The organism is Cupriavidus sp. D384, from assembly GCF_001652915.1.
Classification (GTDB): Bacteria; Pseudomonadota; Gammaproteobacteria; order Burkholderiales; family Burkholderiaceae; genus Cupriavidus.
Genome location: NZ_BBQI01000094.1, coordinates 56,032 through 82,048, shown reverse-complemented (window position 1 = coordinate 82,048; position 26,017 = coordinate 56,032). Strand labels below are relative to the sequence as shown.

Genomic DNA, 26,017 nt, shown 5'->3' with positions numbered 1-26,017 from the left:
CGAGCTGGACGAATGACGATCAGGCGCGCACCGCGTTGCGCGCTTCCTTGATGTCGTCGCGGCTGGCGTAGCGGGCGGCGATCACCGAGCACACAATCAGTTGCAACTGGTGGTAGACCATCAGCGGCAGCACCAGCAGGCCCAGTGCCGGATGGCCGGCGAACAGGATCTTTGCCATCGGGATGCCGTTGGCAAGGCTCTTCTTCGAGCCGCAGAAAACGGCGGTGATTTCGTCCTCGACCGAGAAGCCCAGGCGACGCGCCGTGAACGTGGTGGTGCCCAGGATCACGAACAGCATCACGGCGGCAATGCCCATCACCGCGCCGATGGTCTGCCACGAATACTGGTGCCACAAGCCGGCGGCGGTGGCATCGCAGAACGACGAATATACGATCAGCACGATCACGCCACGGTCGATCTTGTTGGTGATCTGCTTCTTCTTGGCAAGCCAGTTGCCGATCAGCGGGCGGAATGCCTGGCCCAGCGCAAACGGCAGCAGCAGTTGCAGCGCCACGCCCGTCAGCGCGCGGCCCAGCGGCATCGAGGCGCCGCTGGCGCTGATCACCAGGCCCATCAGCAACGGGGTCAGCGCCATGCCGATCAGGCCCGAAATGGTGGCGTTGAAGATGGCGCCCGGCACGTTGCCGCGCGCCATCGACGTCATGGCGACCGACGACGATACCGTGGACGGCAGCGCGCACAGGTAGAACACGCCCAGCAGCAGTTCGGCCGGCAGCGTGTTGCGCAGCGACAGCATCAGCAGTACACCCACGATCGGAAACACGACGTAGGTGAACGACTGCACGAAGACGTGCAGGCGCCAGTGCTTGGCCCCGGCCACGAGCTTGTCGCGCGACAATGCGGCGCCGTGCAGGAAAAACACGAGCGCGACACCAAGGCTGGTCACGATGCCGAGATGCAGCGGACCATCGCCGGCGCCAATTTCCGGCGCGACCAGCGCGATGCCGATGGCGCACAGCATGATGAGAACGAACCCGTCGATCAGGTCGTAAATCTTCTTGAAGGGGGCGAGAAGGGTAGACATTGGGGATAGTGCGTAAGGGTTTCCGCTTGGTATTGGACGCTTGTCTTGCTTAGAATGCAAATTCATTTATTTCATTTATTCATTTTTTAGTTGCATGAATTACACACTGCGGCAGTTGCGGGTCTTTCTTGCGGTGGCGGCGCACGGCAGTTTCAGCCGGGCGGCGGATGCCGTTGGCCTTACCCAGCCCGCCGTCAGTCGAGGTGTGGCCGAGCTGGAAGAGGCGCTTGGCGTGCGTCTCCTGGACCGCACCACGCGTGAAGTGGTGCTGACCGATGCCGGCACCGCGCTGGTCCCGGCACTGGAGCGACTTTTGGGCCAGCTCGATGACACGCTCGAAGAAACCCGGCAGCTAGGCGAGCGCTATCGTGGAAGGGTAGTGATAGCCAGTGCCCCGACCATCTCGGCACGGCTGATGCCGATGTACGTGGCGGCGTGCGCCAGCCAGTACCCCGAGATCCGGTTGTTTGTGCGCGACAACGTCCAGGCCGACGGGCTGGAGCAGATTCGCGCCGGCGCCGTGGATTTCGGCGTGCTGATTGATCCGCTGGCGCGGGAAGGACTGACCATAGCGCCGCTGGCGACCGATCCGTTTTGTTTTGTGTGTCGAAGGGATCACCCGTTGGCCGGGGCGGAGTCGGTGCCCTGGAGCGCCCTGCATGGCGAGCGTCTGGTGCTGCTGGACTTTGCGTCGGGCAGCCGGCCCCTGATCGACCGCATCCTGGCGCGTCACGGCGTGGCGCCGCAGGTGGTGCAGGAGCTGGGCCACTCGGCCAGCGTGTTCGGGATGGTGGAAGCGGGGATCGGCGCCTCGGTGCTGCCTTCGTTCTCGCTGCCGTTGCCGGCGGCGTCGCCGCTGGTGTCGAAACCGCTGACGCCGCGCGAAGAACGCAGCATCGTCATGGTGCGGCGAGAAGACCGGTCGCTGTCGCCGGCCGCTGCTGCGGTCTGGGAAATGGTCCAGACCATGCCGATCCCGGCCGAAGTGGTGACTGACTAAGTCACCACGGCCGTCAGGCTGCCGGGCATCAGCCCGCCGGCACCGCCGTCACCATTGCGGCTTCCAGCGCAAAGCTGCCGTCGGCCTGCACGCGGTAGCGGTCGCGTACTTCGGCGGGTGCCTTGTCCCACAGATGACGGATTGCCGCCTGCGCCACCTCCGGCGTGCGCATGCGCGTCACCCAGCTCTGGAATTCGATCTCGATCCGCCAGACCGGCGACACCTCCACCTCGAATCCCGCCTGCCCGAACAATCGCGCCCAGGCCACCGGCGTGTAGTCGCGGATATGCGACGGATCGCGCAGCAGTTCCACCGACTGCAACCATGTGTCGCAGAGCGGGTCTTCAGCGCCCACGATATCGATCAGCACCACTTTGCCGTTGGGCTTCAGCACGCGGCGGATTTCGCGCAGGGCGGCCGGTACGTCGCGCCAGTGATGGGCGCTCATGCGGGAAACGACGGCGCAGAAGCTGGCATCGTCAAAGGGCAGGCGTTCGGCCGCGCCCTGCCGGGTGGAGATATTGGACAGGCCGCGGTCCCTGGCCGCACCGGCCACGACATCGAGCATTTCGGCCGACAGGTCGTAAGCCACCACTTCGTTGGCAGCCGTTGCGGCGGCAAAGCTGGCATGGCCGGCGCCGCAGCCCAGGTCCAGCACGCGGCTGTGCGCCACCGGCTTCAGATGCGCCAGTGCCTGCTTGAGTTGTTCCAGGTCAGCGCCCTGGGCGTGGACGGCGCTGGTGAGATATGCGTTGGCGGTGGCGCCGAACTGGGCGGCGACGAGTTCCTGCTGTTGCATGAGGGGTGCCTCGTTCTTTTTAGATGGATGAAAAGAGAAGGGGGATTGCCCGGGCCCGGGGGTTCACGTACTGTAGACGCCGTGTTTTCCCGGTACAAGTCACTCTTTTATCCTGGTATAAGCGCCACCAGTCATGTCCGTCGAGCCACTTCCACCTGCATCACGCGAATCCGAACTGGGGGCGTTCCTGCGTAATCATCGCGAGCGGCTCAGCCCTGCCGATGTCGGCCTGCCGCCGGGCCGGCGGCGTCGCACGCCCGGGCTGCGGCGCGAGGAAGTGGCCCAGCTGGCGGGGCTCAGTGCAACCTGGGTAACGTGGCTGGAGCAGGGGCGCCCCGTGGCGATGTCGGTGCGCGCGCTGGCGAGCCTGGCGCAGGCCCTGCGCCTGTCGCGTGCCGAACGGGCCTATCTGTTCGCGCTGGCCGGCAAGCCGGAGCCCCGGGCGGATGCGGAGCCGGACGTGCCACAGGCCTTGCTTGCCAGCGTGCAGGCGATTGCGGCGCCAGCTTACCTGCTGGATCGCCAGTGGACGGCGCTGGCCTGGAATGCGGCGGCGGCCGATCTGTTCGTCGGATGGCTCGACGACGCCACCACCGAGCGCAACCTGCTGCGGGCCATGTTCCTGTCGCCCGGCCTGCAGGCGCTGGTGGAAGACTGGCCGCACCGGGCGGCGCGGCTGGTGGCGGAGTTTCGCGTACACAGCCTGCGCCATGCGGAAGATCCGGCCACACGCGCGCTGGTCGAGCAGTTGATGGCAGACAGCCCGGCATTTGCCAATGCCTGGCGGTCGCAGGACGTGGAGGAACGGCAGGGCGGCCGGCGCGGCTTTCATCATCCGGCGCACGGCCTGGTCTATCTGGAACAACTGACGCTGGTGCCGCCGGCCGTGCCAGGCCTGATGCTGGCGATGCTGCTGCCGGCGGTCTAGGCCAGCGGCAGGTTATTTCGGCTGCATGCGGATCGCGCCATCGAGGCGGATCACTTCGCCGTTCATCATCGTGTTGCCGATAATGGCCTGCGCCAGCTTCGCGAATTCGGTCGGGCGGCCCAGGCGCGGCGGGAACGGCACCATCTTGCCCAGCGCGTCCTGCACTTCGGGCGGCATGCCCAGCAGCATCGGCGTTTCGAACAGGCCCGGTGCGATGGTCATGCAGCGCACGCCGTCGCGCGCCAGGTCGCGGGCGATCGCCAGTGTCATGCCGACCACGCCGCCCTTGGACGCCGCATAGGCGGCCTGGCCGATCTGGCCGTCGAAGGCGGCCACCGACGCCGTATTGATGATCACCCCGCGCTCGCCTTCGGCATCGGGCGTGTTTTCCACCATGGCCGCCGCAGCCAGCCGGATCATGTTGAACGTGCCGATCAGGTTCACACGGATGGTCTTCTCGAAGGCGTCGAGCGGATGCGGGCCATTCTTCCCCACGGTCTTGGCCGCCACGGCAATGCCGGCGCAGTTGACCAGGCCTGACAGCCGGCCGAGCTTGCGGGCGGCATCGACCACGGCCTGACCATCGGCCTCGGACGTGACGTCGCACTTCACGTACTGGCCGCCCAGTTCCTGGGCCAGCGCGGTGCCGGCCGCCTCGTTGAGATCGGCGATCACGACCTTGCCGCCCGCCTGCGCCAGCATGCGCGCGGTGCCCGCGCCCAACCCCGACGCGCCGCCGGTGACGATGAATACGTTGCCCTGGATGTCCATCGGTCTGTCTCCTTTGTTTTTGCGTGCCGCGGATCTGGTTGCCGCGATTGATCTGCCGCGATTGATCTGCCGTTTACGTTAACGTAAATCATCGCCCCGCGTAAGCCCGGGTCAGCCCCAGAAACAAAAACGGCCCAGGGGAGCCTGGGCCGTTTCCGGTGTACTGCTGGGCAGCGCCGATTACTTCAGCGCTTCAAAGACGCTGGCCGTGATCTTGTCCACGTCGCCCACGCCCGAGATCTTGCGATACTGCGGCGGTGCCACCTTGGCCGACGTGTCGCCCTTGCTGGCCCAGTCGGAGTAGTAGTCCACCAGCGGACGCGTCTGCTGCGAGTACACGTCCAGGCGCTTGCGCACCGTGTCTTCCTTGTCGTCGTCGCGCTGGATCAGCGCTTCGCCGGTTTCGTCGTCGGTGTTTTCCACCTTCGGCGGGTTGTAGCGCACGTGGTACGTACGACCCGACGCCACGTGGACGCGGCGACCGCTCATGCGCTCGATGATGGCGTCGAACGGTACGTCGATCTCCAGCACGTAGTCGATGGCCACGCCGGCTTCCTTCATGGCCTCGGCCTGCGGAATCGTGCGCGGGAAACCGTCGAACAGATAGCCCTTTTCGCAGTCCGGCTGCTTAAGGCGGTCCTTCACCAGGCCGATAATGATGTCATCCGACACCAGTCCGCCCGCGTCCATCACTTTCTTGGCTTCGATGCCCAGCGGCGTACCGGCCTTCACCGCGGCGCGCAGCATGTCGCCGGTGGAGATTTGCGGAATGCCGAACTTCTCGCAGATGAACTTGGCTTGCGTGCCTTTGCCGGCGCCAGGCGCGCCCAACAGGATCAAACGCATTTACGGGTCCTCAAGGTATTTGAATTCGGTCTGGCGGGATCTATGGAAGGAGGGTACCGCTGCAACTTGACGCGGGACTTACGTCCGGCCATGCCTCGACGTCTGCACGTGAAGGCCAAGGCATATGCCGGCGTCCGCTCATGCGCGGCGCCCGAAGCGCGGCGGCGTCTGACTGTCGTGCGAAGGTCCTGCAGTTCGCGGCGACGGGCCAGCGGCGCGCATCCGGGCGGCTCGATCTCTATCTCCCCACCGAGCCTTTGCAGTCGTGCTGCGCACGCATGCGGGCTCTGTATCGGCAGGCATTATGCCATGGGCAATGCCGGTTCGGCCTTCGTCCAGGTTGCAGCAGTATGAACTCCAGCGGGAAACTGGGGTCTACGGCATCCGCCGTGTGATTTTCAGGGGCCGTCCTGTGCCATGCCCTGCGCCCAGAGTGCGCGCACACGCTCCAGGTCGGCCGGCGTATCCACGCCCGGTGCCGGCGCCGCGGCCGTCACCATCACCCCGATGCGCTCGCCATGCCACATGGCGCGCAGTTGTTCCAGCGCCTCGACCTGTTCGACCGGCGAAATCGCCAGCGTCGGGAATCGCCGCAGGAAACCGGCGCGATAGGCGTAGATGCCGATATGGCGCAGCACGGGCATGGCCGGCATCGGCACCTGTGCGGCAGCTGCCGGCTGCGTCGGAACGGCGGCCCATGCGTCGCGCGCCCAGGGAATCGGTGCCCGCGAGAAATACAGCGCGCGGCCCGCGTTGTCGCACACCACCTTCACCACATTGGGGTTGAAGACCTCGGCGGGGTCGTCCAGCGGATGAGCGGCCGTGGCGATGGCGCAATCGGGATGCGCGGCCAGGTGCAGCGCCACTTCGTCGATCAGGTTCGGATCGATCAGCGGCTCGTCGCCCTGCACGTTGACCACGATGGCGTCGTCAGCCAGGCCAAGCTGGGCGGCCACTTCCGACAGGCGGTCGGTGCCCGAAGGGTGGTCGGCGCGCGTGATCACGGCCTCCACGCCGCGCGCGGCGCAGGCAGCTGCCACTTCCGGCGCGTCGGTGGCTACCACGGTGCGCTGCGCGGACGATGCATGCGCGCGTTCGGCCACGCGCACGATCATCGGGTGGCCGCCGATATCGGCCAGCGGCTTGTTCGGCAGCCGGGTCGAGGCCAGGCGCGCCGGAATGACGACGGTAAATGCGGGAATGCTCATGATGATTGCCTGACTGCGCCGATGCTGGCGGCGCGGGCGTCCGATCAGTTGTCGGACGGTTCGACGGGCACCACGCGGCCGGGCACCGACTGGCGCGCTTCATCGGCCAGCATGACCGGGATGCCGTCGCGAATCGGGTACGCCAGCTTGTCGGTGTGGCAGATCAGTTCCTGGGCGGCGCGATCGTATTCCAGCTTGCCCTTGCACAGCGGGCAGACGAGGATTTCAAGCAGCCGGTTGTCCATCCTGGTGTTCCTTGTCGAGCCCGGTCGCCGCGCCCGTGGCGGAGGATTGCCCCGTGGTGACGGGTGTGGCGACGGCCGGGTTGCGCGCCAGTACGACGCGGCGGATTTTGTCGATCAGGCCCGCGTCGATCACGGGCGTGGTGGGGACGACCCAGATCCTCGGGTCGTCAAAGCGCTCGCATTTTACGGCATCCTTCTCGGTGATCAGGATCACGTCCGCGTTGAGCGCATCGTCATTGCCGGCGAACGGGTCGTCGGCGAAGTCGTAATGGTCCGGCAGCGGCATCGTTGCCGTGGGCGCCAGGCCGGCGCGGCGCAGGCTGGCAAAGAATCGTTCCGGGTTGCCGATACCGGCGGCGGCCAGCACGCGCTTGCCGGCGAACTGCGCCACCGGGCGTGCCATGGCCGGGTCGTTGAGCTGCCAGGCGTCGTCGAGTTCCAGGCGCATGCCGTAGACATTGGGCTTGTCGGGCGTGGCCTTGAAGTTCGGATCGTTGATCAGCGTGGCATCGCGCGGCCGGCTCAGCGGCTCGCGCAGCGGCCCGGCCGGCAGCAGCATGCCGTTGCCGCCCATGCGGGTATCGAACATGACGATCTCGAAATCGCGCTGCAGCCGGTAATGCTGCAGGCCGTCGTCCAGCAGCAGCACATTGACGCCCGGATGCGACACCAGCATCGTCTGCGCGCACAGCGCGCGATCGGGGAACACCCAAACCGGCACGTCGGTGGCGCGCGCAATCAGCAGCGGCTCGTCGCCAACGTCCGCCGCTTTCGAGGTCGGCTTGACCCGGCGCGGATGCTTCAGTGTCACGCCGTAGCCGCGCGATACCACGCCGGGACGCAGTCCGGCCTCGCACAGCGCCTGGGCCAGCGCGATCACGGCCGGCGTCTTGCCGGTGCCGCCCACGGTGACATTGCCGACCACGATCACCGGCATGGGCAGGCGCGTCGACTTGAACCAGCCCTGGCGGTAGCCGTGGCGACGGATGCGCGCGATCAGGCCGAACAGCAGCGACAGCGGCCACATGAGCCAGGCGAACCAGCCGCGGCGCTGCCACTGGGCGGTGACGAAGTCGGCAAGGGCGTGTCGGGGAGCGGGCATGAGCGGGATGGATGGAAAAGGGCAATGCCACCCGGAGGTGGCATCGGCCCGATGCAGACATTATGGGCATTGCGCAGCGCATGCGGCAAGTTTGCCGCCCATCCGGCCCTGCGCGCCCGGTGCGGGCGTCAGCGCTGCTGCGCGCTTTGCGTGGCGAAGGTCAGGCGCGACAGGCCGGCCACGCGGGCCGCTTCCATCACGTTGATCACAGCCTGGTGCGTGGCCTGGGCGTCGGCATTGACGATCACCACGGGCTGCGGGCCGCTGCCGGCCGGTCCGGCGGCGCTGCGCAGCTGGTCGGCCAGGCTGGTCACATCCTTCTGCTCCAGCACCTGCTTGTTGACGGAATAGACCCCGCGTGCCGACACCGATACGACGATTTCGGTCGGATGTTGCTGCGCGCGATCGGCATCGGCGGTGGGCAGCTGGATCTGCAGTTCGGTAAAGCGCGAGTACGTGGTCGTGATCATCAGGAAGATCAGGATCACGAGCAGCACGTCGATGAGCGGGATCAGGTTGATCTCCGGCTCCTCGCGCCGCTGGCGGGAACGGAAACGCATGGCGTGCTCCCGGCCGCGTCAGGCCCTGCGCTGCGGCAGGATGGCGTCCAGGAACGCGGTGGCGCGGAATTCGAGCTCGGCCACGTAGTCGTCCACCAGGCGGCGGAAGTAGCGCCAGAAGATCAGCGCCGGAATCGCCACGATCAGGCCGAAGGCCGTGTTGTACAGCGCCACCGAGATGCCGTGCGCCAGCTGCTCGGGGTTGGCGCCCGTGCCGCCCTGGTTCCCGAAGATCTCGATCATGCCGATCACGGTGCCCAGCAGGCCCATCAGCGGTGCCACCGAGGCAATCGTGCCAAGTGCGTTCAGATAGCGCTCCAGGTCGTGCGCCACGGCGCGGCCGGCTTCTTCCACCACGTCCTTGGCGGAGTCGCGCGACGTCTGCGGCTGCAGCACCACGTGGCGCAGGCCGGCGGCCAGCACGCGGCCGAGCGGCGAATTCTTCTCGAGATTGTTGACGACCTCAGGCGTGGCCTTGCGCTGCTGGGCGGCGGAGAGCGCCTCCTCGTACAGCTTCGGCGGCAGGATCTTGCTGCGCTTGAGGGAAACGAAACGTTCGACGATCAGCGCGAGCGCGATGACCGAGGCGAGCAGCAGCGGCCAGATCGGCCAGCCGGCCGCTTGAATGATGGAAAACACGTGGACCCCCGAATTTCTACGAAAGCGACAGACCCGAAATGGAACAGCCTGAATGACAACTGCGCGGCAGCCTTTGATGCGCGCGCTGCGTTCCGCGTGCGCACCGGCGATGCTCGAAAAATTGCAGGCGCCACTCTAACCCGCCCCCGGCCAGCGCGGCAAGCCACGCACGTTGGCGCTGTCTGCGGCTTTCCACACTGAGGCGGGACAGGATTGTGGACCAGTTGTGGAAAGCCTTCGGAAAAACGCCATAAGTCATTGATTTTCAACGGCTGCCCCTTGATTGCCTGTTTTTTGTGCAAGACGGGGAAAGCCCGCCGGATCGAAGGGTTTGGCCAGTGCGCCAGGCGTCAGCGGAGCCGTTTCGGCTGTTGCGGGCAGGGCTTTCCACATTCTGGCGGGACAGTGTTGTGGATCGGCTGTGGAAAGTTGTCGAAGACTTTCGCTAAATCCTTGATTCAAAAGACAAAGTGTCGCATTGCTAAAAAAATGGGCAATGGGGTGGCGCCGCAGGAGCCATTTGGCGGCCAAACCAGGTCGTGGACTTTCCACATCGACGCAGGACAGGATTGTGGACGGGTTGTGGATAAGACCGGGAGAAGACGCCTAACCCCTTGATCCGTATGGACGTATACGTATCTGCCTAATAAATGGGCAATCGGGGTGCGCAAGCCTGTCGTGCGGCGCGGTCGACTTCGGCAGGGCGCGCGCGTTGCCACAGCGGGGATCGGTGCGCAAGGTATACGTTGTCCACAGCCCAGACCCTTGACAAATCCATTATCCAAAGCTTCTGTGGATAACTTTGTGAACAAGCCCCGGGGCGTTTTGGTAAGTCGTTGACGCGTAAGGTTTTCTCTTACATTGCCTGTTTTTTGGTCCTGTCAGAAAAATCAAATGAATCAATAGCTTGTACCGACTCATGCGGATCGCGGGCGAATGCGAGTGCGCTGCGCAATGCCTCTTGACATAGCGGTTATGCTGTGGACATGTCCATCTCACGCCGCCCGCGCGGTCGTGCACCATGCCAGAGAACGAGAACCTTTCGCGTTTTGCGCCGTCCCAGCCGCCTTCGCGCACGCGCGACGTGATTCCGGTCAGCGAACTCAACCACGCCATTGCCGGCGTCCTGGAGCGTAGCTTTCCGCTGGCCTGGGTCAGGGGCGAAATTTCGAATTTCACACGCGCGGCCAGCGGCCACTGGTATTTCTCGCTCAAGGATGCACGCGCGCAGATCCGCTGCGTGATGTTTCGCGGACGCAACCAGCACGTGGATTTCACGCCGCGCGAAGGCGAGGCGGTGGAAGTGCGTGCCGTGGTGTCGATGTACGAAGCGCGCGGCGAGCTGCAACTTGGCGTGGAAGCCATGCGGCGCGCGGGCCTGGGCAATCTCTACGAAGCGTTCCTGCGCCTCAAGGAAAAACTTGCACAGGCGGGCCTGTTCGATCCCGCACGCAAGCGTCCCATCCCGTCGCATCCCCGGACGATTGGCGTGATCACGTCGCTGCAGGCTGCGGCGATGCGCGACGTGCTGACCACGCTGCAACGGCGTGCGCCACACGTCAACGTGGTTGTTTACCCGGTACCCGTGCAAGGCGCAGGCGCTGCGGAGAAGATCGCGTCGATGCTCGATACGGCCAGTGCGCGTGAAGAATGCGATGTACTCATCCTGTGCCGTGGCGGCGGCAGCATCGAAGACCTTTGGTCGTTCAACGAAGAAGTGGTGGCCCAGGCCATTGCGCGCAGCCGCGTGCCGGTGGTGTCCGGTGTGGGCCATGAAACCGATTTCACGATTGCCGATTTCGTGGCGGATGTACGAGCCCCCACGCCAACCGGGGCGGCCGAACTGGTCAGTCCCGATCGGGCGCATCTGCTGCAGGCCGCCCGCCGGGCGCGCGAATCGCTGGCGCAATGCATGGATCGCCAGCTCGAACGGCGCGGGCAGCATCTGCAGTGGCTGGCGCGGCAGTTGCGCAGTCCGCAGGCGCAACTGCAGGAACGGCGCGCGCAGGTCGACAATCTGGCCCGACACTTGCGTGCGGCACTGCGGGATACCGTGTCCGCCCAGCGTCATCGGCATGACGTGCTGACCATGCGCTGGCGTGCCTGCCAGCCCGATACCGGCGCGGCGCAGGCGACGCTGGCCCGCATGGCGGCGCGCATGGATGCCGCGCTCGACCGACGTCACGAACGTGAAACACAACGGCTGGCCCGCGCGGCGGGGGCACTGGAACTGCTGGCCCCGCAGCGCACGCTGGAACGCGGTTACGCCGTGCTGCTCGACAATCGCGGACGGGCCCTGCGGTCGCCCAGTGACTTGCGCGCCGGCAGCATTGTCGAGGCGCATCTGGCGGACGGCACGGCGGACCTGGAAATTGCCGGCGTCCAGTCGAAACTGGCTACTTTCTAAGACATTCCAGGGCGCTGGCGCCGGCCTGGTTGCGACTGATTCTCAGTCGATGGAAATGGTCCCCTGAGCGGCCGCAGGGGAAACTAACATGAGGTCAGGGGGCTTTCCAGAGCCGTTTGCGCGGGTCTGGCAAGTCACCTACAATCGGCCATTCTCCCCACCAAAACCGTAGAGACAGAACAATGGAACACACGCTCCCTCCTCTCCCGTACGCGCATGACGCCCTGGCTCCGCACATCTCCAAGGAGACCCTGGAGTTCCATCATGACAAGCATCACCAGACCTACGTCACGAACCTGAACAACCTGATCAAGGGCACCGAGTTCGAGAACGCTTCGCTGGAAGAAATCGTCAAGAAGTCGTCGGGCGGCATCTTCAACAACGCTGCCCAGGTTTGGAACCACACGTTTTACTGGGAATCGATGAAGCCGAACGGTGGCGGCCAGCCGACCGGTGCCCTGGCTGACGCGATCAACGCCAAGTTCGGTTCGTTCGACAAGTTCAAGGAAGAATTCACGAAGACGGCCGTTGGCACCTTCGGTTCGGGCTGGGCCTGGCTGGTCAAGAAGACCGACGGCTCGCTGGACCTGGTGTCCACCTCGAACGCCGCCACGCCGCTGACCACCGACGCCAAGCCGCTGCTGACCTGCGACGTGTGGGAACACGCCTACTACATCGACTACCGCAATGCCCGTCCGAAGTATGTCGAGGCATTCTGGAACGTCGTGAACTGGGACTTCGCTTCGAAGAACTTCGCCTGAGCGAATACGTTCGCCGCATAAGGCCCCAGTGAAAGGCCCCGGAAACTCCGGGGCTTTTTCTTTTTGCGGGTTCTTTTCGCAGGCCGCCGGCTGTCAGTGCCACGGACGGTCCTGACCACGCGCGCCAGCCTTGGAGGCGTGGGCCTATCCGTTGGTTGCCCCACCAGGGACGCAGCGCTAGGCCGTCGCCTGCCCCACGACGACCGAACGGTTCCGGCCAGTCTGCTTGGCCTGGTACATGAGCGTGTCGGCTTCCTTCAGCGCTTCAGCCAGTGAGGCGGCATCGTGCGGCCAGGTGGTGACGCCGAGCGATATCGTGATGTGTCCCACCGGCGCGATGGCCGTCTGTTCGACCAGACGCCGCAGGCGCTCTGCGGTGCCGCCTGCGGCGTGGCTATCCAGTCCGGGCAGCAGCATCAGGAATTCCTCGCCGCCGACGCGGAACGCCAGGTCGGTGCTGCGCGATGCGTGGCGCATCATCTCCGCCACCCGTTGCAGCACCACGTCGCCAACATCGTGGCCGTAGGTGTCGTTGACCCGCTTGAAGTGGTCGATGTCGAGCGCGATCACGGCCACCTGGCGGCCGTCGGCCTCCATGGCGGCCATGCTGGCGTCCAGCGCGCGCCGGTTGAGCAGGCCGGTGAGGGGGTCGGTCTGCGAGGCGATTTCAAGCCCGCTCACCTGGGTCCTGGCAAGGTCGATGCCGTGCAGCAGCGCCTGCTTCAGGTGGCTGGCCTCGAAGTACCAGGCATTGACCTGCGCCACGGAACCGGTGCTTTCGATCAGGCCGGTGGACGTGGTGCTGTCGGCCAGTTGCCGCAGTGGCCTGGCGATGTATCGCGCCAGGACCCACAGCAGCACGAAGCCGATCACGGCGACCGGCGCGATCGCGACAACAATCCGCTTCATCAGCGCGTCGAGCGGAGCCAGTACGGAGGCCACTGGCTGCTGGCTCACGATGGCCCAGTGCGCCGTGGGGATGTTCGCGAAGCCCGCCAGCATGGCGCGGCCATCGGCGTCCACCATCGCGATGCTGCCGTCCCTGGCGACCAGCGCATGATCCATGGCCGGATTGGTCGCGGTGACGGTGCCGATCCGCGCCTTCAGCGGATGGAACAGTAACTGGTGCCGGCCATCGACCACGTAGACTTCGGAATCGGAGACGAAGAAATGGTTGCTCATCAGTTCATGGAGCCTGCCATCCTTCTGCAGGTGAATCGACCCGCCGATCAATCCCAGGTAGGTGCCGTGGTGGTCGAAGATCGGCATCGAGATAAAGATCACGAGGTTGCCGGCCATCGACCGATACGCATTGCTGACGATCGGCTTGTGCTCCCGTACGGCGCTAATCTGTTCCGGTGCCTCCACCGTGCGGCCTTCGAGTTGCAGTGCCTCGGGCAGGACGTCGGCGATGCGGCCATCGGCATTGACGATGGCGACGGCGTCGAAATCCGCGCTCAGCGACGCCAGACGCTCGAGCGTGTCGCGGCGGGCCTTGGGATCGTCGAAGCGATCGGCCAGCCGTTCGCCGGCAAGCTTGAGCCGGAGCTGTGCTCCGCGCAGGAACCCGTCGATCGACGATGCAACGCGGGCGCTGTAGGCCCGGTTGGCCTCCAGGGATCTTTCCATCAGCGTCTCTCGCTCGATCCGGTACGCGGCATGGAGAGAATTTGCCAGCGTGACCGCGCATGCCGTCAGGGTCAGGCCCAAAACCAGGGTTCGCAGGTCTATCTTTTGGCGTGCCATGAACGTGCGGGGTTGCATTCGGGCCGGAAAGCGTTTGCCGCAGCCTGCGCGGGCTGGGGCCGACAGTGAGACTGACGCCAAAAGCATACAAGCTGGCCGCCGAATATGCGAAAAAAATGGCCCCGGTGGTTGCCGGGGCCATCGAGCTGGTGAGCAGGGGAGCGGCAGCGCCACCCCGAGGCTACTGCGGGCTACTGTGCGGTCCAGCCCCCATCCATCGCCCAGGCCGCGCCGCGCACCTGGTCGCCGAACGGCGAGCACAGCATCAGCACCAGGTTGCCCAGCTGTTCGGGCGTGACAAACTGCCCCGAAGGCTGCTTGTCGGACAGCAGGCGGGCCTGCGCGGCGTCGGGGGTGATGGCTTCGCGCTGGGCGATGGCGTCGATCTGGGCGGCCACCAGCGGTGTCAGCACGAATCCTGGGCAGATCGCGTTGCAGGTGATGCCGGTGGCGGCCGTTTCCAGCGCGGTCACCTTGGTCAGCCCCACCAGCCCGTGCTTGGCGGCCACGTAGGCCGACTTGCCGGCCGAGCCGACCAGCCCGTGCACCGAGGCAATATTGACGATACGGCCCCAGTTGGCGGCGCGCATGCCTGGCAGCGCCAGGCGCGACGTATGGAAGGCCGACGTCAGGTTGATTGCCAGGATGTCGTCCCATTTCTGCACCGGGAAATCTTCCACGGGGGAGACATGCTGGATGCCGGCATTGTTGACCAGCACATCGACGCCGCCGAAGCGCTCCGCCACCAGCGCGAACATGGCTTCGATCTCGTCGGGGCGCCGCATGTCGGCGGCGTGGTGGATCACCTCGGCACCCAGGGTGCGAATGCTTGCCAGGGCGGCCTCGACATCGCCAAAGCCGTTGAGCACGATGTTGGCGCCGGCCTGAGCCAGCGCCTGGGCGATACCCAGCCCGATGCCGCTCGTGGATCCGGTGACCAGCGCGGTCTTGCCATGCAGATTGACCATGATGCGTCCCTTGGGTGCGGTCAGACCAGACCGGTGGTGTAGAACACGAAGATCACGAAGAACACGGCCAGCGTCTTGATGATCGTGATGGCGAAGATGTCGCGATACGACTCGCGGTGCGTCAGGCCGGTGACGGCCAGCAAGGTGATCACGGCGCCGTTGTGCGGCAGCGTGTCCATGCCGCCACTGGCCATCGAGACCACCCGGTGCAGCACTTCCAGCGGAATCCGCGCGGCCTGCGCGCCCTGGATGAACACGTCGGACATGGCGGCCAGCGCGATGCTCATGCCGCCCGATGCGGAGCCGGTAATGCCGGCCAGCGTGCTGACGGACACGGCGGCGTTGACCAGCGGATTCGGAATGCTGCGCAGCGCATCGCTGACCACCAGGAAGCCCGGCAGCGCCGCGATCACGCCGCCAAAGCCGTATTCCGAAGCGGTGTTCATCGACGCCAGCAGCGCGCCCGACACGGCGCTCTTGGTGCCTTCGGCAAAGCGCGACTTCACGGCGCCGAACGCGGTGACCAGCACGATGACGATGCCCAGCAGCAGCGCGCCTTCCACGGCCCAGATGGCCGTCACGCTGGCAATCTTGGTTTCCACAGGCTTGGGCAGGCCCGGCAGCGACACGCTGTTGGCCTGGCCGTACCAGAGCGGAATCATGCGCGTCAGCCAGAAGTTGGACACGCCCACCACCACCAGCGGCAGGATTGCCAGCAGTGGCGGCGGCAGCTTGCCGCCTTCCACGCGCTGCGGTTCGTTCAGCAGGTTCGTGCCATAACCCTCGCCACGCGCCTGGGCCGCGCGGCGGCGCCATTCCAGATACGACAGGCCCACGATGATGATGAACAGCGAGCCCGCCACGCCCAGCGCCGGAGCCGCCCACGACGTGGTCTTGAAGAACGTGGTCGGGATGATGTTCTGGATCTGCGGCGTGCCCGGCAGCGAGTCCATCGTGAACGAGAACGCGCCCAGTGCGATGGCGCCCGGCATCAGGCGCTTGGGGATATTGCTCTGGCGGTAGAGTTCGGCGGCAAACGGGTAGACCGCGAACACCACCACGAACAGCGACACGCCGCCGTACGTCAGCAGCGCGCAGACCGCCACGATCACGGCATTGGCGCGCGAGCGGCCGATGTAGCGGATGGCCGCGGCCACGATCGATTCGGAGAAGCCCGACAATTCGATGACCTTGCCGAACACGGCGCCCAGCATGAACACCGGGAAGTAAAGCTTTACAAAGCCGACCATCTTCTCCATGAAGATGCCGGAAAACACCGGTGCCACCGCCGACGGGTCGGTCAGCAGCACCGCGCCCAGCGCGGCCAGCGGCGCGAACAGGATCACGCTGTAGCCGCGATAGGCGGCGAACATGAGGAAGGCCAGTGCGGCGAGCACTATGACAAAAGACATGGGGTCTCCATTGCTTGTTCTTGAATGCGGTCGAGCCGTGGCAGGTTGCCCCGGTGCCGTGTAATGCGATGGTCCCTCGTGCAGATGACAAGGGACCGCTTCATGAGCAGGCTCCGTGCCACATTCAAAAGTTAAGAATAAGGCGCAAATAGTGTAGCCTGCGGGGCATTGTCTCCTCATTGAGACAAGACAAGCGATGTGTGCGGCGTTCGAGTCTTCGTTATGAGACACTTCGCGTCTACAAAACGAGACAACGTCCCCGGACCCGCAGCCATGCACAAGATCGCCGACCCAGGTGGCGCCCTGCTGTTCGACTACGACTATGTGGCGCGTCGCGGCATGGAGTCGCTGTTCCGCACCTTTGAAAACTTCAGCGAAGGCACCTTCGTGGTGGACGAGCACGCCCGCGTGGTGTGGATCAACAAGCGCTATGCGGCGCGCTTCGGGTTCACCAACCCGCAGGACGCGATCGGGCTCGATTGCGAGCAGGTGATCCCGAACAGCCTGATGCGCGAGGTGGTCACCACAGGCAAGCCGATCCTGCTGGACCTGCTGGAAACCGACCGGGAGCCGATGATCGTCACGCGCCTGCCGATCAAGGACGACAACGGCCGCACCATCGGCGGCGTCGGGTTCGCACTGTTCGATGAACTCAAGGCGCTGACGCCGATCTTTGCCCATTACTCGCGCGCCCAGGCCGAACTGGCGGCGGCGCGCCGTTCGCTCGACCACGCGCGCCGGGCCAAGTACACGTTTGCCAGCTTCGTCGGCGCCAGCCCGGCGGCCCAGGAGGTCAAGCGCCAGGCCCGGCGTGCCGCGCTGGTGGAGTCGCCGGTGCTGCTGCTGGGCGAGACCGGCACTGGCAAGGAACTGCTTGCGCACGGCATCCACGCGGGGTCGGCACGTGCCGAGCGGCCGCTGGTCACCGTCAACGTGGCGGCCATCCCCGATACGCTGCTGGAAGTGGAGTTCTTCGGTGCCGCGCCGGGTGCCTATACGGGCGTGGATCGCAAGGGGCGGGTCGGCAAGTTCGAGCTGGCCGATGGCGGCACGCTGTTCCTGGACGAAATCGGCGATATGCCGCTGGCGCTGCAAAGCAAGCTGCTGCGTGCGCTGCAGGATCGCGAATTCGAACCGCTGGGGTCGAACCGCATCGTGCGAAGCGATGTGCGGATCATTGCGGCCACCTCCGCCGACCTGCCCGCGCTGGTGGCCGAAGGCCGCTTCCGCGCCGATCTCTATTACCGGCTCAATGTGCTGTCGATCAACCTGCCGCCGCTGCGCGCACGCCGGGCCGATCTGCTGCCGCTGGTCTACGCCATCGTCGAGGAACTGAGCATCAAGGCCGAACGCCACCCCATGGGCCTGCGTGACGATGCGCTGCAACTGCTGAGCGACTATGACTGGCCCGGCAATGTGCGCGAACTGCGCAATGTGCTGGAACGCGTGGTCATGCTGTGCGACGAGGATTCGGTGGATGCGGCCACGCTGGCGCCACTGCTCGGCGCGCGTCGCGCCAGCCCGGTGCCGGTGGTCGAACCGGTGACGTCACCGGGCGAGCCATCTGCTCCCGCCGCCGAGACCCGGCCCGCGGCCGCCGCGCCCATGCCGGTGCCGGTGCCGGAGGCGCCTGCGCAATCCTATGCGGCTGCCATGGCCCAGTTCGAGGCCGCGTTCCTGGGGCAGGCGCTGGATGCGTGTGGCGGACGCGTCGCAGAGGCTGCCGCGCGTATCGGTATCAGCCGGGCCGCGTTCTACAAGAAGTTGGCGGCCACGCGCGGCGGGCTGTGATAAGGTCCCCGGCAGAGATGCTCCGCCCCGGGTGCTGATGGTGGCGAGAGCGCCAGCCAGGAGACCCGTCGATGCGCAATGCCCTGACATTCCAGGATGCCCTTCAGGCCGATGTGCTTGCCGCCGGACACGATGACGTGGCCGACCGCAGCGAATTGCTGCGCCGCGCGCACGGACGCTCCGCCGGATTCGGGCTCGATGCTGCGCAAATTCCCGACTATCACCCGCTGAGCCGCCGCGCGCTGGGCGAACGCGTCGACGGCAATCGTGCGTTGTACCGCCTGGCACTGCCCGTGATGGAGGGCCTGTACCGGCAGGTGGCGGGCACCGACAGCCTGGTGCTGCTCAGCGACAGTGCCGGGGTGATCCTGCACAGCGTGGGCGATGGCGACGGCAGCGGCTTTGCCGCGCGGGCGCGCGACGTGGCGCTGGCGCCCGGCGTGTCGTGGTCCGAGGCCAGCAAGGGCACCAATGCCATCGGCACCGCCCTGGCGGAGGGGCGCTCCGCGATCATCCATGGCGACGAGCACTTCCTGCGCGCCAACCGCCAGCTCACCTGTTCCTGCACGCCGATTGCCAGCCCGATGGGCGACTGGCTGGGCGCGCTCGATGTCAGCGGCGATCCGCGCGGCTTTCATCCGCACACGATGGCGCTGGTGCGCATGTCCGCGCAGACCATCGAGAACCAGCTGTTCGCGGCCCAGTTTCCCGACGCGCTCGTGGTGCGTTTCCACGGGCGCCCCGAACTGGTTGGCACGCTGTTCGAAGGCATGGCCGCGTTTGGCGCCGATGGCACGTTCCTGGCGGCCAATCGCAGCGGCTGGTTCCAGCTTGGCATGAGTGCCGACGTGCTGTCCGGCGCCACCTTCACGGAACTGTTCGCACTGCCGATGCCGCCGTCCGGCACCGCCGATACGCTGCTGCGCGACCTGGCGCTGCCCAGTGGCGTGCGGATCTACGCGCGGTTGTCGCATCGCGCGGAAGTGGCGGCCCCGGTGAATGTGCCGCAGCCGGCGGTGCAGCCGTCGGCCGCGCTGGCCCGCCTGGACACCGGCGATGCCCGCATGGCCGCCGTGCTGCAGCGCGTGGCGCGCCTGCGTGGGCGCGATATCCCGTTGCTGATCCTGGGGCGTACCGGCGCCGGCAAGGAATGGCTGGCGCGCGCCGTGCATGCCGACTCGCCACGGGCCAGTGGTCCGTTCGTGGCCGTCAACTGCGCGGCCATTCCGGAGACCCTGATCGAAGCCGAACTGTTCGGCTATGAAGAGGGCGCGTTCACGGGCGCCCGGCGACGCGGCCATGCCGGCAAGATTGCGCAGGCCCACGGTGGCACGCTGTTCCTCGACGAAATTGGCGATATGCCGCTGGCGCAGCAGGTCAGGCTGGTGCGCGTGCTGCAGGAACGCGCGGTGACCGCGCTAGGGGGCACGCACAGCACGCCGGTCGATATCCGCATTGTCTGCGCCACGCATCGCGACCTGCGCGCGCAGATGGCCGATGGCACATTCCGCGAGGATCTCTACTACCGCATCCACGGACTGGCCGTGACCTTGCCATCGCTGGCGGGGCGCAGCGATTTCGACGCGCTGGTGTCGCGCATTCTGGAAGACGAATGCGAACACGGGCCGCAGGCGATCTCGGCGCAGGCCATGGCGATACTGCGCCGGCACGCATGGCCCGGCAACCTGCGCGAGCTGGCCAGCGTGTTGCGTACTGCCGCGTTGATGGCCGAAGGCGAGGCACGGATCGATGTCGAGCACCTGCCGGAGGAATTTGCCGGGCCGACGCCGTCCGCCAGCCCGGCCCAGGGCGATGCCGACGCTGCCACGGGCGGCATGCGCGACTGGGAAGCCGCACGCATTCGCGAAGCGCTGGCGCGCCACCGCGGCAACGTCAGTGCCGCGGCGCGCGAGCTTGGCGTGTCGCGCAATACCATCTACCGGCGGCAGCGCCAGTCCTAGCGCGCCGCTGCCGGGGCCGCTGCCTCAGAAGAATCCGAGCGGATTCGGGTTGTAGCTGACCAGCAGGTTCTTGGTCTGCTGGTAGTGGTCCAGCATCATGCGATGGTTCTCGCGGCCCACGCCCGACTGCTTGTAGCCGCCGAACGCGGCATGGGCCGGATAGGCGTGATAGCAGTTGATCCACACACGGCCCGCCTCGATGCCCCGGCCCATGCGGAACGTGCGCGCGCCGTCGCGCGTCCACACCCCGGCACCCAGCCCGTAGAGCGTATCGTTGGCAATCGCCAGCGCCTCTTCCTCGTCCTTGAAGGTGGTGACCGAGACCACCGGGCCGAAGATTTCCTCCTGGAAGATGCGCATCTTGTTATGGCCCTCGAAGATCGTCGGCTTGACGTAGAAGCCGCCCGCCAGGTCGCCGCCCAGCGCGTTGCGCTCGCCGCCGGTCAGCACGCGCGCGCCTTCCTGCCTGCCGATGTCGATATACGCCAGGATCTTCTGCAACTGCTCTTCGGACGCCTGCGCGCCAATCATCGTCGACTTGTCCAGCGGGTGCCCCTGGCGGATCGCCTCCACACGCTTGACCGCGCGCTCCATGAACGCCTTGTAGATCGATTCCTGGATCAGCACGCGCGACGGGCAGGTGCAGACCTCGCCCTGGTTCAGCGCAAACATCGCAAAGCCTTCGAGCGCCTTGTCGAAATAGGCGTCGTCGGCAGCCATCACATCCTCGAAGAAGATGTTCGGCGACTTGCCGCCCAGTTCCAGCGTCACCGGGATCAGGTTTTGCGACGCGTACTGCATGATCAGCCGGCCCGTGGTGGTTTCGCCAGTGAAGGCCACCTTGGCGATGCGCGGGCTCGACGCCAGCGGCTTGCCCGCTTCCACGCCAAAGCCGTTGACGACGTTGATCACGCCCGGAGGCAGCAGGTCGTGCAGCAGTTCCATCAGCACCAGGATCGAAGCCGGGGTCTGCTCGGCCGGCTTGAGCACCACGCAGTTGCCGGCCGCCAGCGCCGGGGCCAGCTTCCAAACGGCCATCAGCAGCGGGAAGTTCCACGGAATGATCTGACCCACCACGCCGAGCGGTTCGTGGAAGTGATAGGCAATGGTGTCGTGGTCGATCTCCGAGATGGTTCCTTCCTGGGCGCGGATGCAGCCCGCGAAGTAGCGGAAGTGATCGACGGCCAGTGGCAGGTCGGCGGCAGAGGTCTCGCGCACGGGCTTGCCGTTGTCGATGGTCTCGGCCACGGCCAGCAGCGTAAGGTTGGCCTCGATGCGGTCGGCGATACGGTTCAGCAGGTTCGCGCGCTCGGCGGTTGACGTGCGTCCCCACGCCGCGCGGGCGCGGTGGGCGGCGTCGAGTGCCGCTTCCACGTCCTTTTCGTTCGAACGCGGCACGCGCGTGAACGGCTTGCCGGTGAGCGGCGTGACGGCCTCGAAGTACTGGCCGTCGGCCGGCGGCACCCAGGCGCCGCCGATGTAGTTGTCGTACTGCTCCTTGAACGGGTAGGGCACGCCCAGCTGGGCAATTTCGGCCATGTTCATGTCTCGCTCCACTTGTCGATCGGATGCTTGTTGGATTCGTTGGTCGTGCCATCGGCACGCGGGGACGGACTGCAAGGGCCGTGCCGGGGCCCGGCGCGACGCAGCCATGCGGGATGGCGGGCCATGCCGGCCAGTGCCGGATGCGGCGGGGTGTTCCAGAATGGGACAGGTGTTGCGGGCTGGTACAACCGGTGCGGCCGCGCCACACCGATCTTCATGGCGGCGTGATAACGTCACGCGAGGCAACGTGAATGGAGTTTGCATGCAATCGGGCATTGTCGAGGCCGGCTATGGTTCCGACCCGGTCGGTCTGGTCAGCGGTTTCCTGTTCGAACCCGGGCGCCCGGGGCGCGAGATCGACTCCAGCGCCGCCGCCAGCTGGCTTCGCGAGCATCCGGCGGCGGGCCCTGACGACGCGGTGGAGCAGACCGAGCGCCCGTTTGTCTGGCTGCACTTCAATCTGTCGCACAGTGCCTGCGAGCGCTGGATGCGCGGTCAGCTGGGCTTGCCCGACGATTTTTTCGAGGCGCTGCGGCAGGGTTCCCATTCGACACGCATCGAACGCCAGGACGCCGCGCTGCTGGCCGTGGTCAACGACGTGATCTACAACTTCGGCGTCGCCTCGACCGATATTTCCACGCTATGGGCGCATGCCGACCATCGGCTGGTGGTGACTGCGCGTGCCCGTCCGCTGCGGTCGGTGGATCGCCTGCGGGCCGCGGTGCGGCGCGGCGAGATGTTCCGGTCGCCGTTGAACCTGGTGGTTCACCTGCTGCAGGACCAGGCCGACGTGCTGGTACAGATCGTGCGCGAAACCGGCGTCAGCGTGGACCAGATCGAGGATCAGCTGCTGTCGCAGCGATTGCAGTCGAACCGGGCCGACCTGGGCGCCATGCGGCGGGGCCTGGTGCGCCTGCAGCGTCTGCTGGCCCCCGAGCCAGGCGCGCTGTTCCGGCTGCTGAACCGGCCGCCCGCATGGCTGCTGGAAACCGATTTGCAGGAATTGCGCGAATCGACTGAAGAATTCTCGCTGGTGCTCAACGACCTGGCCGCGCTGGTGGAACGCATCAAGCTGCTGCAGGAAGAGATTGCCGCCAAGCTCAACGAACAGACCAACCGCACGCTGTTCACCCTGACGCTGGTCACGGTGCTGGCGCTGCCGATCAACATCGTGGCCGGCTTCTTCGGCATGAACGTGGGCGGGATACCGCTGGCCGAGCATCCGCACGGTTTCTGGGTGCTGGTGGTGCTGGTAGCCACCTTCACGGTGCTGGCCGGGCGCTGGGCATTCCGCAAGCAGGAAAACGGCATGATGTGATGCATGATGCCTCTATGACAATTCATGGAATTGTCATAAGGCGGGCGTACGATAGTGCACCAAGGCGCACGCCGGTCGGCGCGCGCAATGGAGGAAAGCCATGGACTACAACGACGAAGCCCTGATCCGGCGCATTCACCGCGAGGTGGCGGACTACTACGACGAAGAGCTCGAACTGGAGCTGGAAGACCGCGATCCGCTGCTGGTGCAGCGGGTGCTGGCCGGCGAAGCGGGCGGCCCCGGCGACAACAGCAACCTGAATGGCGACGAAGCCGAGCGCGCCGAGCGTCATCTGTATTTCCGCGAACTGTTCCGCCTGCAGGGCGAACTGGTGAAGCTCCAGAGCTGGGTGGTGGCCACGGGCCACAAGGTGGTGATCCTGTTCGAGGGGCGCGACGCGGCCGGCAAGGGCGGTGTCATCAAGCGCATCACGCAACGGCTGAATCCGCGCGTCTGCCGCGTGGCCGCGCTGCCCGCGCCGAACGACCGCGAGCGCACCCAGTGGTATTTCCAGCGCTATGTGTCGCATCTGCCTGCCGCCGGCGAAATGGTGCTGTTCGACCGCAGCTGGTACAACCGCGCCGGCGTGGAACATGTGATGGGGTTCTGCACCGACGAGCAGTACGAGGAGTTCTTCCGTTCCGTGCCGGAGTTCGAGCGGATGCTGGTGCGCTCGGGCATCCAGGTGATCAAGTACTGGTTTTCGATCACCGACGAAGAGCAGCACATGCGCTTCCTGAGCCGTATCCACGACCCGCTCAAGCAGTGGAAGCTGAGCCCGATGGACCTGGAGTCGCGCCGCCGCTGGGAAGACTACACGCGCGCCAAGGAGATCATGCTGGAGCGCACGCATATCACCGAGGCGCCCTGGTGGGTGGTGCAGGCCGTGGACAAGAAGCGCGCCCGGCTGAACTGCATCCACCATCTGCTCCAACAGATGCCGTATGTCGAGCCGCAGCAGACGTCCATCGTGCTGCCTGAGCGCGAACGGCATGCCGACTATGTCCGCCAGCCCGTGCCGGACAACATGGTCATTCCGGAAATCTATTAAGGAAGGCGCTGGCGCGCGCGGCTGGCTTGCGTGCGTATCACCACAGATTGAAACAGCCGTTGGCGCAAACCATCGCCGAAAAGCGATGTAACGGCGCTAAATCTGGTGCTTTCCGTGTCGTTATTGGGTGACCACTCCGATCGGGCGCGTTGCGCGCCCGACCCCGGAGACCGCTTATCTTCGGAGTCACCCATGCGTCGCATGACCTCGCGTGCCGGCACGCGGCATCGTTTTCCCACCGGTCTGACCGGTCTTGCGGCCCTGGCCGCGCCCTTGGCCGCCTTGTCCCTGGCCGCGTGCGGCGGCGGGGGCGGTGATGGCGGCGACAGCGCCGCATCGGCGCAGGCCGCCACGACGTCCACCGCCCCACAGCCCATTCAGGTCGATGGCCTGTCGCAGTCGTGCAGCGCCTGTGGCGCCGCCACCGGCAACAGTTACGCGGGCACCGATGCCGGAATCTGGGGCTACCAGAACCCCAACGCCGCGGCGGTCGACGTGCAGTACGCCATCTCGGGCGTGGCCGGCAAATCGATCTGGCTGCAACTGTCCAATCAGGGCGACGCCGCAGTGGCGATGCCGAGCGGGCTGTCGTCGCAGATTGCGGCGGAAATGATTGCGCCGCAGGCGCTGAGCCAGGCTTCCACCGACGAAACCACGCAGCGCGCCATCGGCGAATACAACCGCAAGGGCTGGGTCGATGCCACGCGCACATCGGCCGACCCGATGCTCAGCACGCTGGGCGTGCCGGCGCCGCTGGCCGTGTCGATCGGCACCGCGGGCCTGGCCGAAACCGCCACCCGCAACTGGTATCACACGGACGGCACCCAGCGTTCGGCCACGCTGCGCAAGCAGATGACCGCCAGCGACGGTACCGTCGTCAACGTCTGGGTGGAGACCGCCGAAGCCTCGAATGTGCTGGATGCGACAGTTACCGAGCTGATCACGGCCTTTGCCGGCAGTGGCATGATCTACGATCGGCTGCTCAACGTGGGCGGCGCGGTCTGGGGCGCCAATTCGTTCGGCACATCGATGCTGCCGGCCGGCGTGCCGGTGGATATCGTCGTCCTCAACTTCAATCGCGACGGCAAGCCCTACGGCACCGTGGGCTACTTCTGGGGCCTGCACAACTTCCTGAAGTCCAAGGAAGCGAACAGCAACGAATCGATTTCGCTGTACCTGGACAGCGAAACCCTGTCGCTGGGCGGCCCTGACGGCCTGCGCTCGGTAAAGACCACGATGGCGCACGAAGGCACGCACATGCAGAACTTCTATCGCCGCCAGGTGCGCATGGGGGCCGAGTACGCCTACGACACGTGGCTCGAGGAAATGACCGCGATGCAGATGGAAGACTTCCTGAGCGGCGCCATCGTCTCGAACTACAACCCGATCCGCGATGTCCGCCTGCCGGACTACTACCGCTACAGCGACTACAACTGCAACCTGACCGCGTTCACGGGCTTCGGCGTGTCGTGCGAGAGCTACGCGGTGTCCGGCAGCTTCGGCGGCTTCCTGAACCGCCAGCTCGGTGTCGGCTTCTTGCGCGACCTGCTGAGCCGCCAGATGGTGGGTTCCAAGGCCGTGCTCAGCGCCGCGATCCAGGACGCCGGCGCGGGCCTGACCTTCGACCAGGCCCTGGTGAACTGGCGTGCCACCACGAACAGCAACATGCCTTTGGCCCGCACGCCGCACGGCTTCGGCTACCCGCAGTGGACCGATGGCACTTACACGCTGCCGGCCATCGACCCGTCCGGCGCCACGTACACCACGCTGCGCAAGCTGCCGGCCACCGTGCCGTCGATGCTGCAGGCCTACGGCAGCTACATCGCACCGCGCGGCGCCAGCGACGGCGTGTACAGCGACAAGGTGCGCGTACCGCCCGGCGTGGCGCTGTCGGTGGTGGTGTATTGATCTGGG

The 26,017-nt window shown here is 66.0% G+C and carries 23 protein-coding genes; 9 read left to right on the top strand and 14 right to left on the bottom strand.

Annotation, left to right across the window (positions count from 1 at the left end):
* Positions 1-19 precede the first annotated feature (19 nt).
* Positions 20-1,045, bottom strand: a complete 1,026-nt coding sequence (locus tag A9J21_RS22505) for a bile acid:sodium symporter family protein (protein ID WP_066739383.1) — start codon at positions 1,043-1,045, stop codon at positions 20-22.
* A 94-nt stretch (positions 1,046-1,139) separates the two neighbouring features.
* On the opposite strand from A9J21_RS22505, the gene A9J21_RS22500 reads away from it, so the two are divergent.
* Entirely contained in the window at positions 1,140-2,045 is a 906-nt protein-coding gene (locus tag A9J21_RS22500) for a LysR family transcriptional regulator (RefSeq protein WP_066739382.1), read from the top strand.
* A gap of 28 nt (positions 2,046-2,073) precedes the next feature.
* Here the strand turns inward: A9J21_RS22500 and A9J21_RS22495 are convergent, their stop codons facing one another.
* On the bottom strand, positions 2,074-2,844 hold the full coding sequence (locus tag A9J21_RS22495; protein ID WP_066739381.1) for a class I SAM-dependent methyltransferase: 771 nt from the start codon (positions 2,842-2,844) through the stop codon (positions 2,074-2,076).
* A 133-nt stretch (positions 2,845-2,977) separates the two neighbouring features.
* On the opposite strand from A9J21_RS22495, the gene A9J21_RS22490 reads away from it, so the two are divergent.
* Positions 2,978-3,772: a helix-turn-helix transcriptional regulator gene (locus A9J21_RS22490; RefSeq protein WP_066739380.1), complete on the top strand. Its 795-nt coding sequence runs from the start codon at positions 2,978-2,980 to the stop codon at positions 3,770-3,772.
* 12 nt (positions 3,773-3,784) lie between these two features.
* Here the strand turns inward: A9J21_RS22490 and A9J21_RS22485 are convergent, their stop codons facing one another.
* The 8 genes from A9J21_RS22485 to A9J21_RS31705 all read right to left on the bottom strand — a co-directional run bounded on the left by A9J21_RS22485 (position 3,785) and on the right by A9J21_RS31705 (position 9,674).
* Positions 3,785-4,543, bottom strand: coding sequence for a 3-hydroxyacyl-CoA dehydrogenase (locus A9J21_RS22485; protein WP_066739379.1), 759 nt, complete (start codon positions 4,541-4,543; stop codon positions 3,785-3,787).
* Between the two features lie 180 nt (positions 4,544-4,723).
* Entirely contained in the window at positions 4,724-5,389 is a 666-nt protein-coding gene (gene adk, locus A9J21_RS22480) for an adenylate kinase (protein WP_066739378.1), read from the bottom strand.
* A 398-nt stretch (positions 5,390-5,787) separates the two neighbouring features.
* Positions 5,788-6,597 carry a 3-deoxy-manno-octulosonate cytidylyltransferase gene (gene kdsB, locus A9J21_RS22475; protein ID WP_066739377.1) on the bottom strand — a complete coding sequence of 270 codons (810 nt, stop codon included), beginning with the start codon at positions 6,595-6,597 and terminating at the stop codon, positions 5,788-5,790.
* Between the two features lie 44 nt (positions 6,598-6,641).
* Entirely contained in the window at positions 6,642-6,842 is a 201-nt protein-coding gene (locus A9J21_RS22470; RefSeq protein WP_066739376.1) for a Trm112 family protein, read from the bottom strand.
* Positions 6,823-7,944 carry a tetraacyldisaccharide 4'-kinase gene (gene lpxK, locus A9J21_RS22465; RefSeq protein WP_066739375.1) on the bottom strand — a complete coding sequence of 374 codons (1,122 nt, stop codon included), beginning with the start codon at positions 7,942-7,944 and terminating at the stop codon, positions 6,823-6,825. Before lpxK ends, A9J21_RS22470 begins: the two co-directional genes overlap by 20 nt.
* Positions 7,945-8,072: 128 nt before the next feature.
* Positions 8,073-8,504 carry a biopolymer transporter ExbD gene (locus tag A9J21_RS22460; protein ID WP_066739374.1) on the bottom strand — a complete coding sequence of 144 codons (432 nt, stop codon included), beginning with the start codon at positions 8,502-8,504 and terminating at the stop codon, positions 8,073-8,075.
* A gap of 18 nt (positions 8,505-8,522) precedes the next feature.
* Positions 8,523-9,143: a MotA/TolQ/ExbB proton channel family protein gene (locus A9J21_RS22455; protein ID WP_066739373.1), complete on the bottom strand. Its 621-nt coding sequence runs from the start codon at positions 9,141-9,143 to the stop codon at positions 8,523-8,525.
* A gap of 255 nt (positions 9,144-9,398) precedes the next feature.
* A complete protein-coding gene (locus A9J21_RS31705) occupies positions 9,399-9,674 on the bottom strand; it encodes a hypothetical protein (RefSeq protein ID WP_156546096.1) in 276 nt (91 codons plus the stop codon).
* Between the two features lie 490 nt (positions 9,675-10,164).
* Between A9J21_RS31705 and xseA the strand changes: the two genes are divergently transcribed.
* Both xseA and sodB read left to right on the top strand, forming a co-directional pair.
* The gene (gene xseA, locus A9J21_RS22450; protein WP_066739372.1) at positions 10,165-11,550 is read left to right on the top strand and encodes an exodeoxyribonuclease VII large subunit; all 1,386 of its coding nucleotides are present in this window, start codon (positions 10,165-10,167) and stop codon (positions 11,548-11,550) included.
* A 182-nt stretch (positions 11,551-11,732) separates the two neighbouring features.
* Entirely contained in the window at positions 11,733-12,311 is a 579-nt protein-coding gene (gene sodB, locus A9J21_RS22445; RefSeq protein WP_066739371.1) for a superoxide dismutase [Fe], read from the top strand.
* Positions 12,312-12,488: 177 nt separating this feature from the next.
* On the opposite strand, the gene A9J21_RS22440 is transcribed toward sodB, so the two are convergent.
* The 3 genes from A9J21_RS22440 to A9J21_RS22430 form a co-directional block, all read right to left on the bottom strand.
* Positions 12,489-14,057, bottom strand: a complete 1,569-nt coding sequence (locus A9J21_RS22440) for a diguanylate cyclase (RefSeq protein WP_066739399.1) — start codon at positions 14,055-14,057, stop codon at positions 12,489-12,491.
* A 191-nt stretch (positions 14,058-14,248) separates the two neighbouring features.
* Entirely contained in the window at positions 14,249-15,025 is a 777-nt protein-coding gene (locus A9J21_RS22435) for a 3-hydroxybutyrate dehydrogenase (protein WP_066739370.1), read from the bottom strand.
* Between the two features lie 20 nt (positions 15,026-15,045).
* Positions 15,046-16,437, bottom strand: coding sequence for a GntP family permease (locus tag A9J21_RS22430; protein ID WP_066739369.1), 1,392 nt, complete (start codon positions 16,435-16,437; stop codon positions 15,046-15,048).
* A gap of 273 nt (positions 16,438-16,710) precedes the next feature.
* On the opposite strand from A9J21_RS22430, the gene A9J21_RS22425 reads away from it, so the two are divergent.
* Positions 16,711-18,228, top strand: a complete 1,518-nt coding sequence (locus tag A9J21_RS22425; RefSeq protein WP_066739368.1) for a sigma-54-dependent Fis family transcriptional regulator — start codon at positions 16,711-16,713, stop codon at positions 18,226-18,228.
* A 71-nt stretch (positions 18,229-18,299) separates the two neighbouring features.
* Positions 18,300-20,189, top strand: coding sequence for a sigma-54-dependent Fis family transcriptional regulator (locus tag A9J21_RS22420; RefSeq protein WP_082926566.1), 1,890 nt, complete (start codon positions 18,300-18,302; stop codon positions 20,187-20,189).
* Between the two features lie 24 nt (positions 20,190-20,213).
* Here the strand turns inward: A9J21_RS22420 and adh are convergent, their stop codons facing one another.
* Positions 20,214-21,734 carry an aldehyde dehydrogenase gene (adh, locus tag A9J21_RS22415; RefSeq protein WP_066739367.1) on the bottom strand — a complete coding sequence of 507 codons (1,521 nt, stop codon included), beginning with the start codon at positions 21,732-21,734 and terminating at the stop codon, positions 20,214-20,216.
* Between the two features lie 262 nt (positions 21,735-21,996).
* On the opposite strand from adh, the gene A9J21_RS22405 reads away from it, so the two are divergent.
* The 3 genes from A9J21_RS22405 (at position 21,997) to A9J21_RS22395 (ending at position 26,011) form a co-directional block, all read left to right on the top strand.
* Positions 21,997-23,052: a transporter gene (locus A9J21_RS22405; protein WP_066739365.1), complete on the top strand. Its 1,056-nt coding sequence runs from the start codon at positions 21,997-21,999 to the stop codon at positions 23,050-23,052.
* A 100-nt stretch (positions 23,053-23,152) separates the two neighbouring features.
* Positions 23,153-24,103, top strand: coding sequence for a polyphosphate kinase 2 (gene ppk2 / locus A9J21_RS22400; RefSeq protein WP_066739364.1), 951 nt, complete (start codon positions 23,153-23,155; stop codon positions 24,101-24,103).
* A gap of 192 nt (positions 24,104-24,295) precedes the next feature.
* Positions 24,296-26,011, top strand: a complete 1,716-nt coding sequence (locus tag A9J21_RS22395; protein WP_066739363.1) for a M30 family zinc metallopeptidase — start codon at positions 24,296-24,298, stop codon at positions 26,009-26,011.
* The last annotated feature ends 6 nt before the right edge of the window (positions 26,012-26,017 follow it).

Bases quoted from the DNA above. Each gene is read 5' to 3' on its own strand.
- A9J21_RS22505 (WP_066739383.1), bottom strand. From the start codon at position 1,045: ATGTCTACCCTTCTCGCCCCCTTCAAGAAGATTTACGACCTGATCGAC.
- A9J21_RS22500 (WP_066739382.1), top strand. From the start codon at position 1,140: ATGAATTACACACTGCGGCAGTTGCGGGTCTTTCTTGCGGTGGCGGCG.
- A9J21_RS22495 (WP_066739381.1), bottom strand. From the start codon at position 2,844: ATGCAACAGCAGGAACTCGTCGCCGCCCAGTTCGGCGCCACCGCCAAC.
- A9J21_RS22490 (WP_066739380.1), top strand. From the start codon at position 2,978: ATGTCCGTCGAGCCACTTCCACCTGCATCACGCGAATCCGAACTGGGG.
- A9J21_RS22485 (WP_066739379.1), bottom strand. From the start codon at position 4,543: ATGGACATCCAGGGCAACGTATTCATCGTCACCGGCGGCGCGTCGGGG.
- adk (WP_066739378.1), bottom strand. From the start codon at position 5,389: ATGCGTTTGATCCTGTTGGGCGCGCCTGGCGCCGGCAAAGGCACGCAA.
- kdsB (WP_066739377.1), bottom strand. From the start codon at position 6,597: ATGAGCATTCCCGCATTTACCGTCGTCATTCCGGCGCGCCTGGCCTCG.
- A9J21_RS22470 (WP_066739376.1), bottom strand. From the start codon at position 6,842: ATGGACAACCGGCTGCTTGAAATCCTCGTCTGCCCGCTGTGCAAGGGC.
- lpxK (WP_066739375.1), bottom strand. From the start codon at position 7,944: ATGCCCGCTCCCCGACACGCCCTTGCCGACTTCGTCACCGCCCAGTGG.
- A9J21_RS22460 (WP_066739374.1), bottom strand. From the start codon at position 8,504: ATGCGTTTCCGTTCCCGCCAGCGGCGCGAGGAGCCGGAGATCAACCTG.
- xseA (WP_066739372.1), top strand. From the start codon at position 10,165: ATGCCAGAGAACGAGAACCTTTCGCGTTTTGCGCCGTCCCAGCCGCCT.
- sodB (WP_066739371.1), top strand. From the start codon at position 11,733: ATGGAACACACGCTCCCTCCTCTCCCGTACGCGCATGACGCCCTGGCT.
- A9J21_RS22440 (WP_066739399.1), bottom strand. From the start codon at position 14,057: ATGGCACGCCAAAAGATAGACCTGCGAACCCTGGTTTTGGGCCTGACC.
- A9J21_RS22435 (WP_066739370.1), bottom strand. From the start codon at position 15,025: ATGGTCAATCTGCATGGCAAGACCGCGCTGGTCACCGGATCCACGAGC.
- A9J21_RS22430 (WP_066739369.1), bottom strand. From the start codon at position 16,437: ATGTCTTTTGTCATAGTGCTCGCCGCACTGGCCTTCCTCATGTTCGCC.
- A9J21_RS22425 (WP_066739368.1), top strand. From the start codon at position 16,711: ATGCACAAGATCGCCGACCCAGGTGGCGCCCTGCTGTTCGACTACGAC.
- A9J21_RS22420 (WP_082926566.1), top strand. From the start codon at position 18,300: ATGCGCAATGCCCTGACATTCCAGGATGCCCTTCAGGCCGATGTGCTT.
- adh (WP_066739367.1), bottom strand. From the start codon at position 21,734: ATGAACATGGCCGAAATTGCCCAGCTGGGCGTGCCCTACCCGTTCAAG.
- A9J21_RS22405 (WP_066739365.1), top strand. From the start codon at position 21,997: ATGCAATCGGGCATTGTCGAGGCCGGCTATGGTTCCGACCCGGTCGGT.
- ppk2 (WP_066739364.1), top strand. From the start codon at position 23,153: ATGGACTACAACGACGAAGCCCTGATCCGGCGCATTCACCGCGAGGTG.
- A9J21_RS22395 (WP_066739363.1), top strand. From the start codon at position 24,296: ATGCGTCGCATGACCTCGCGTGCCGGCACGCGGCATCGTTTTCCCACC.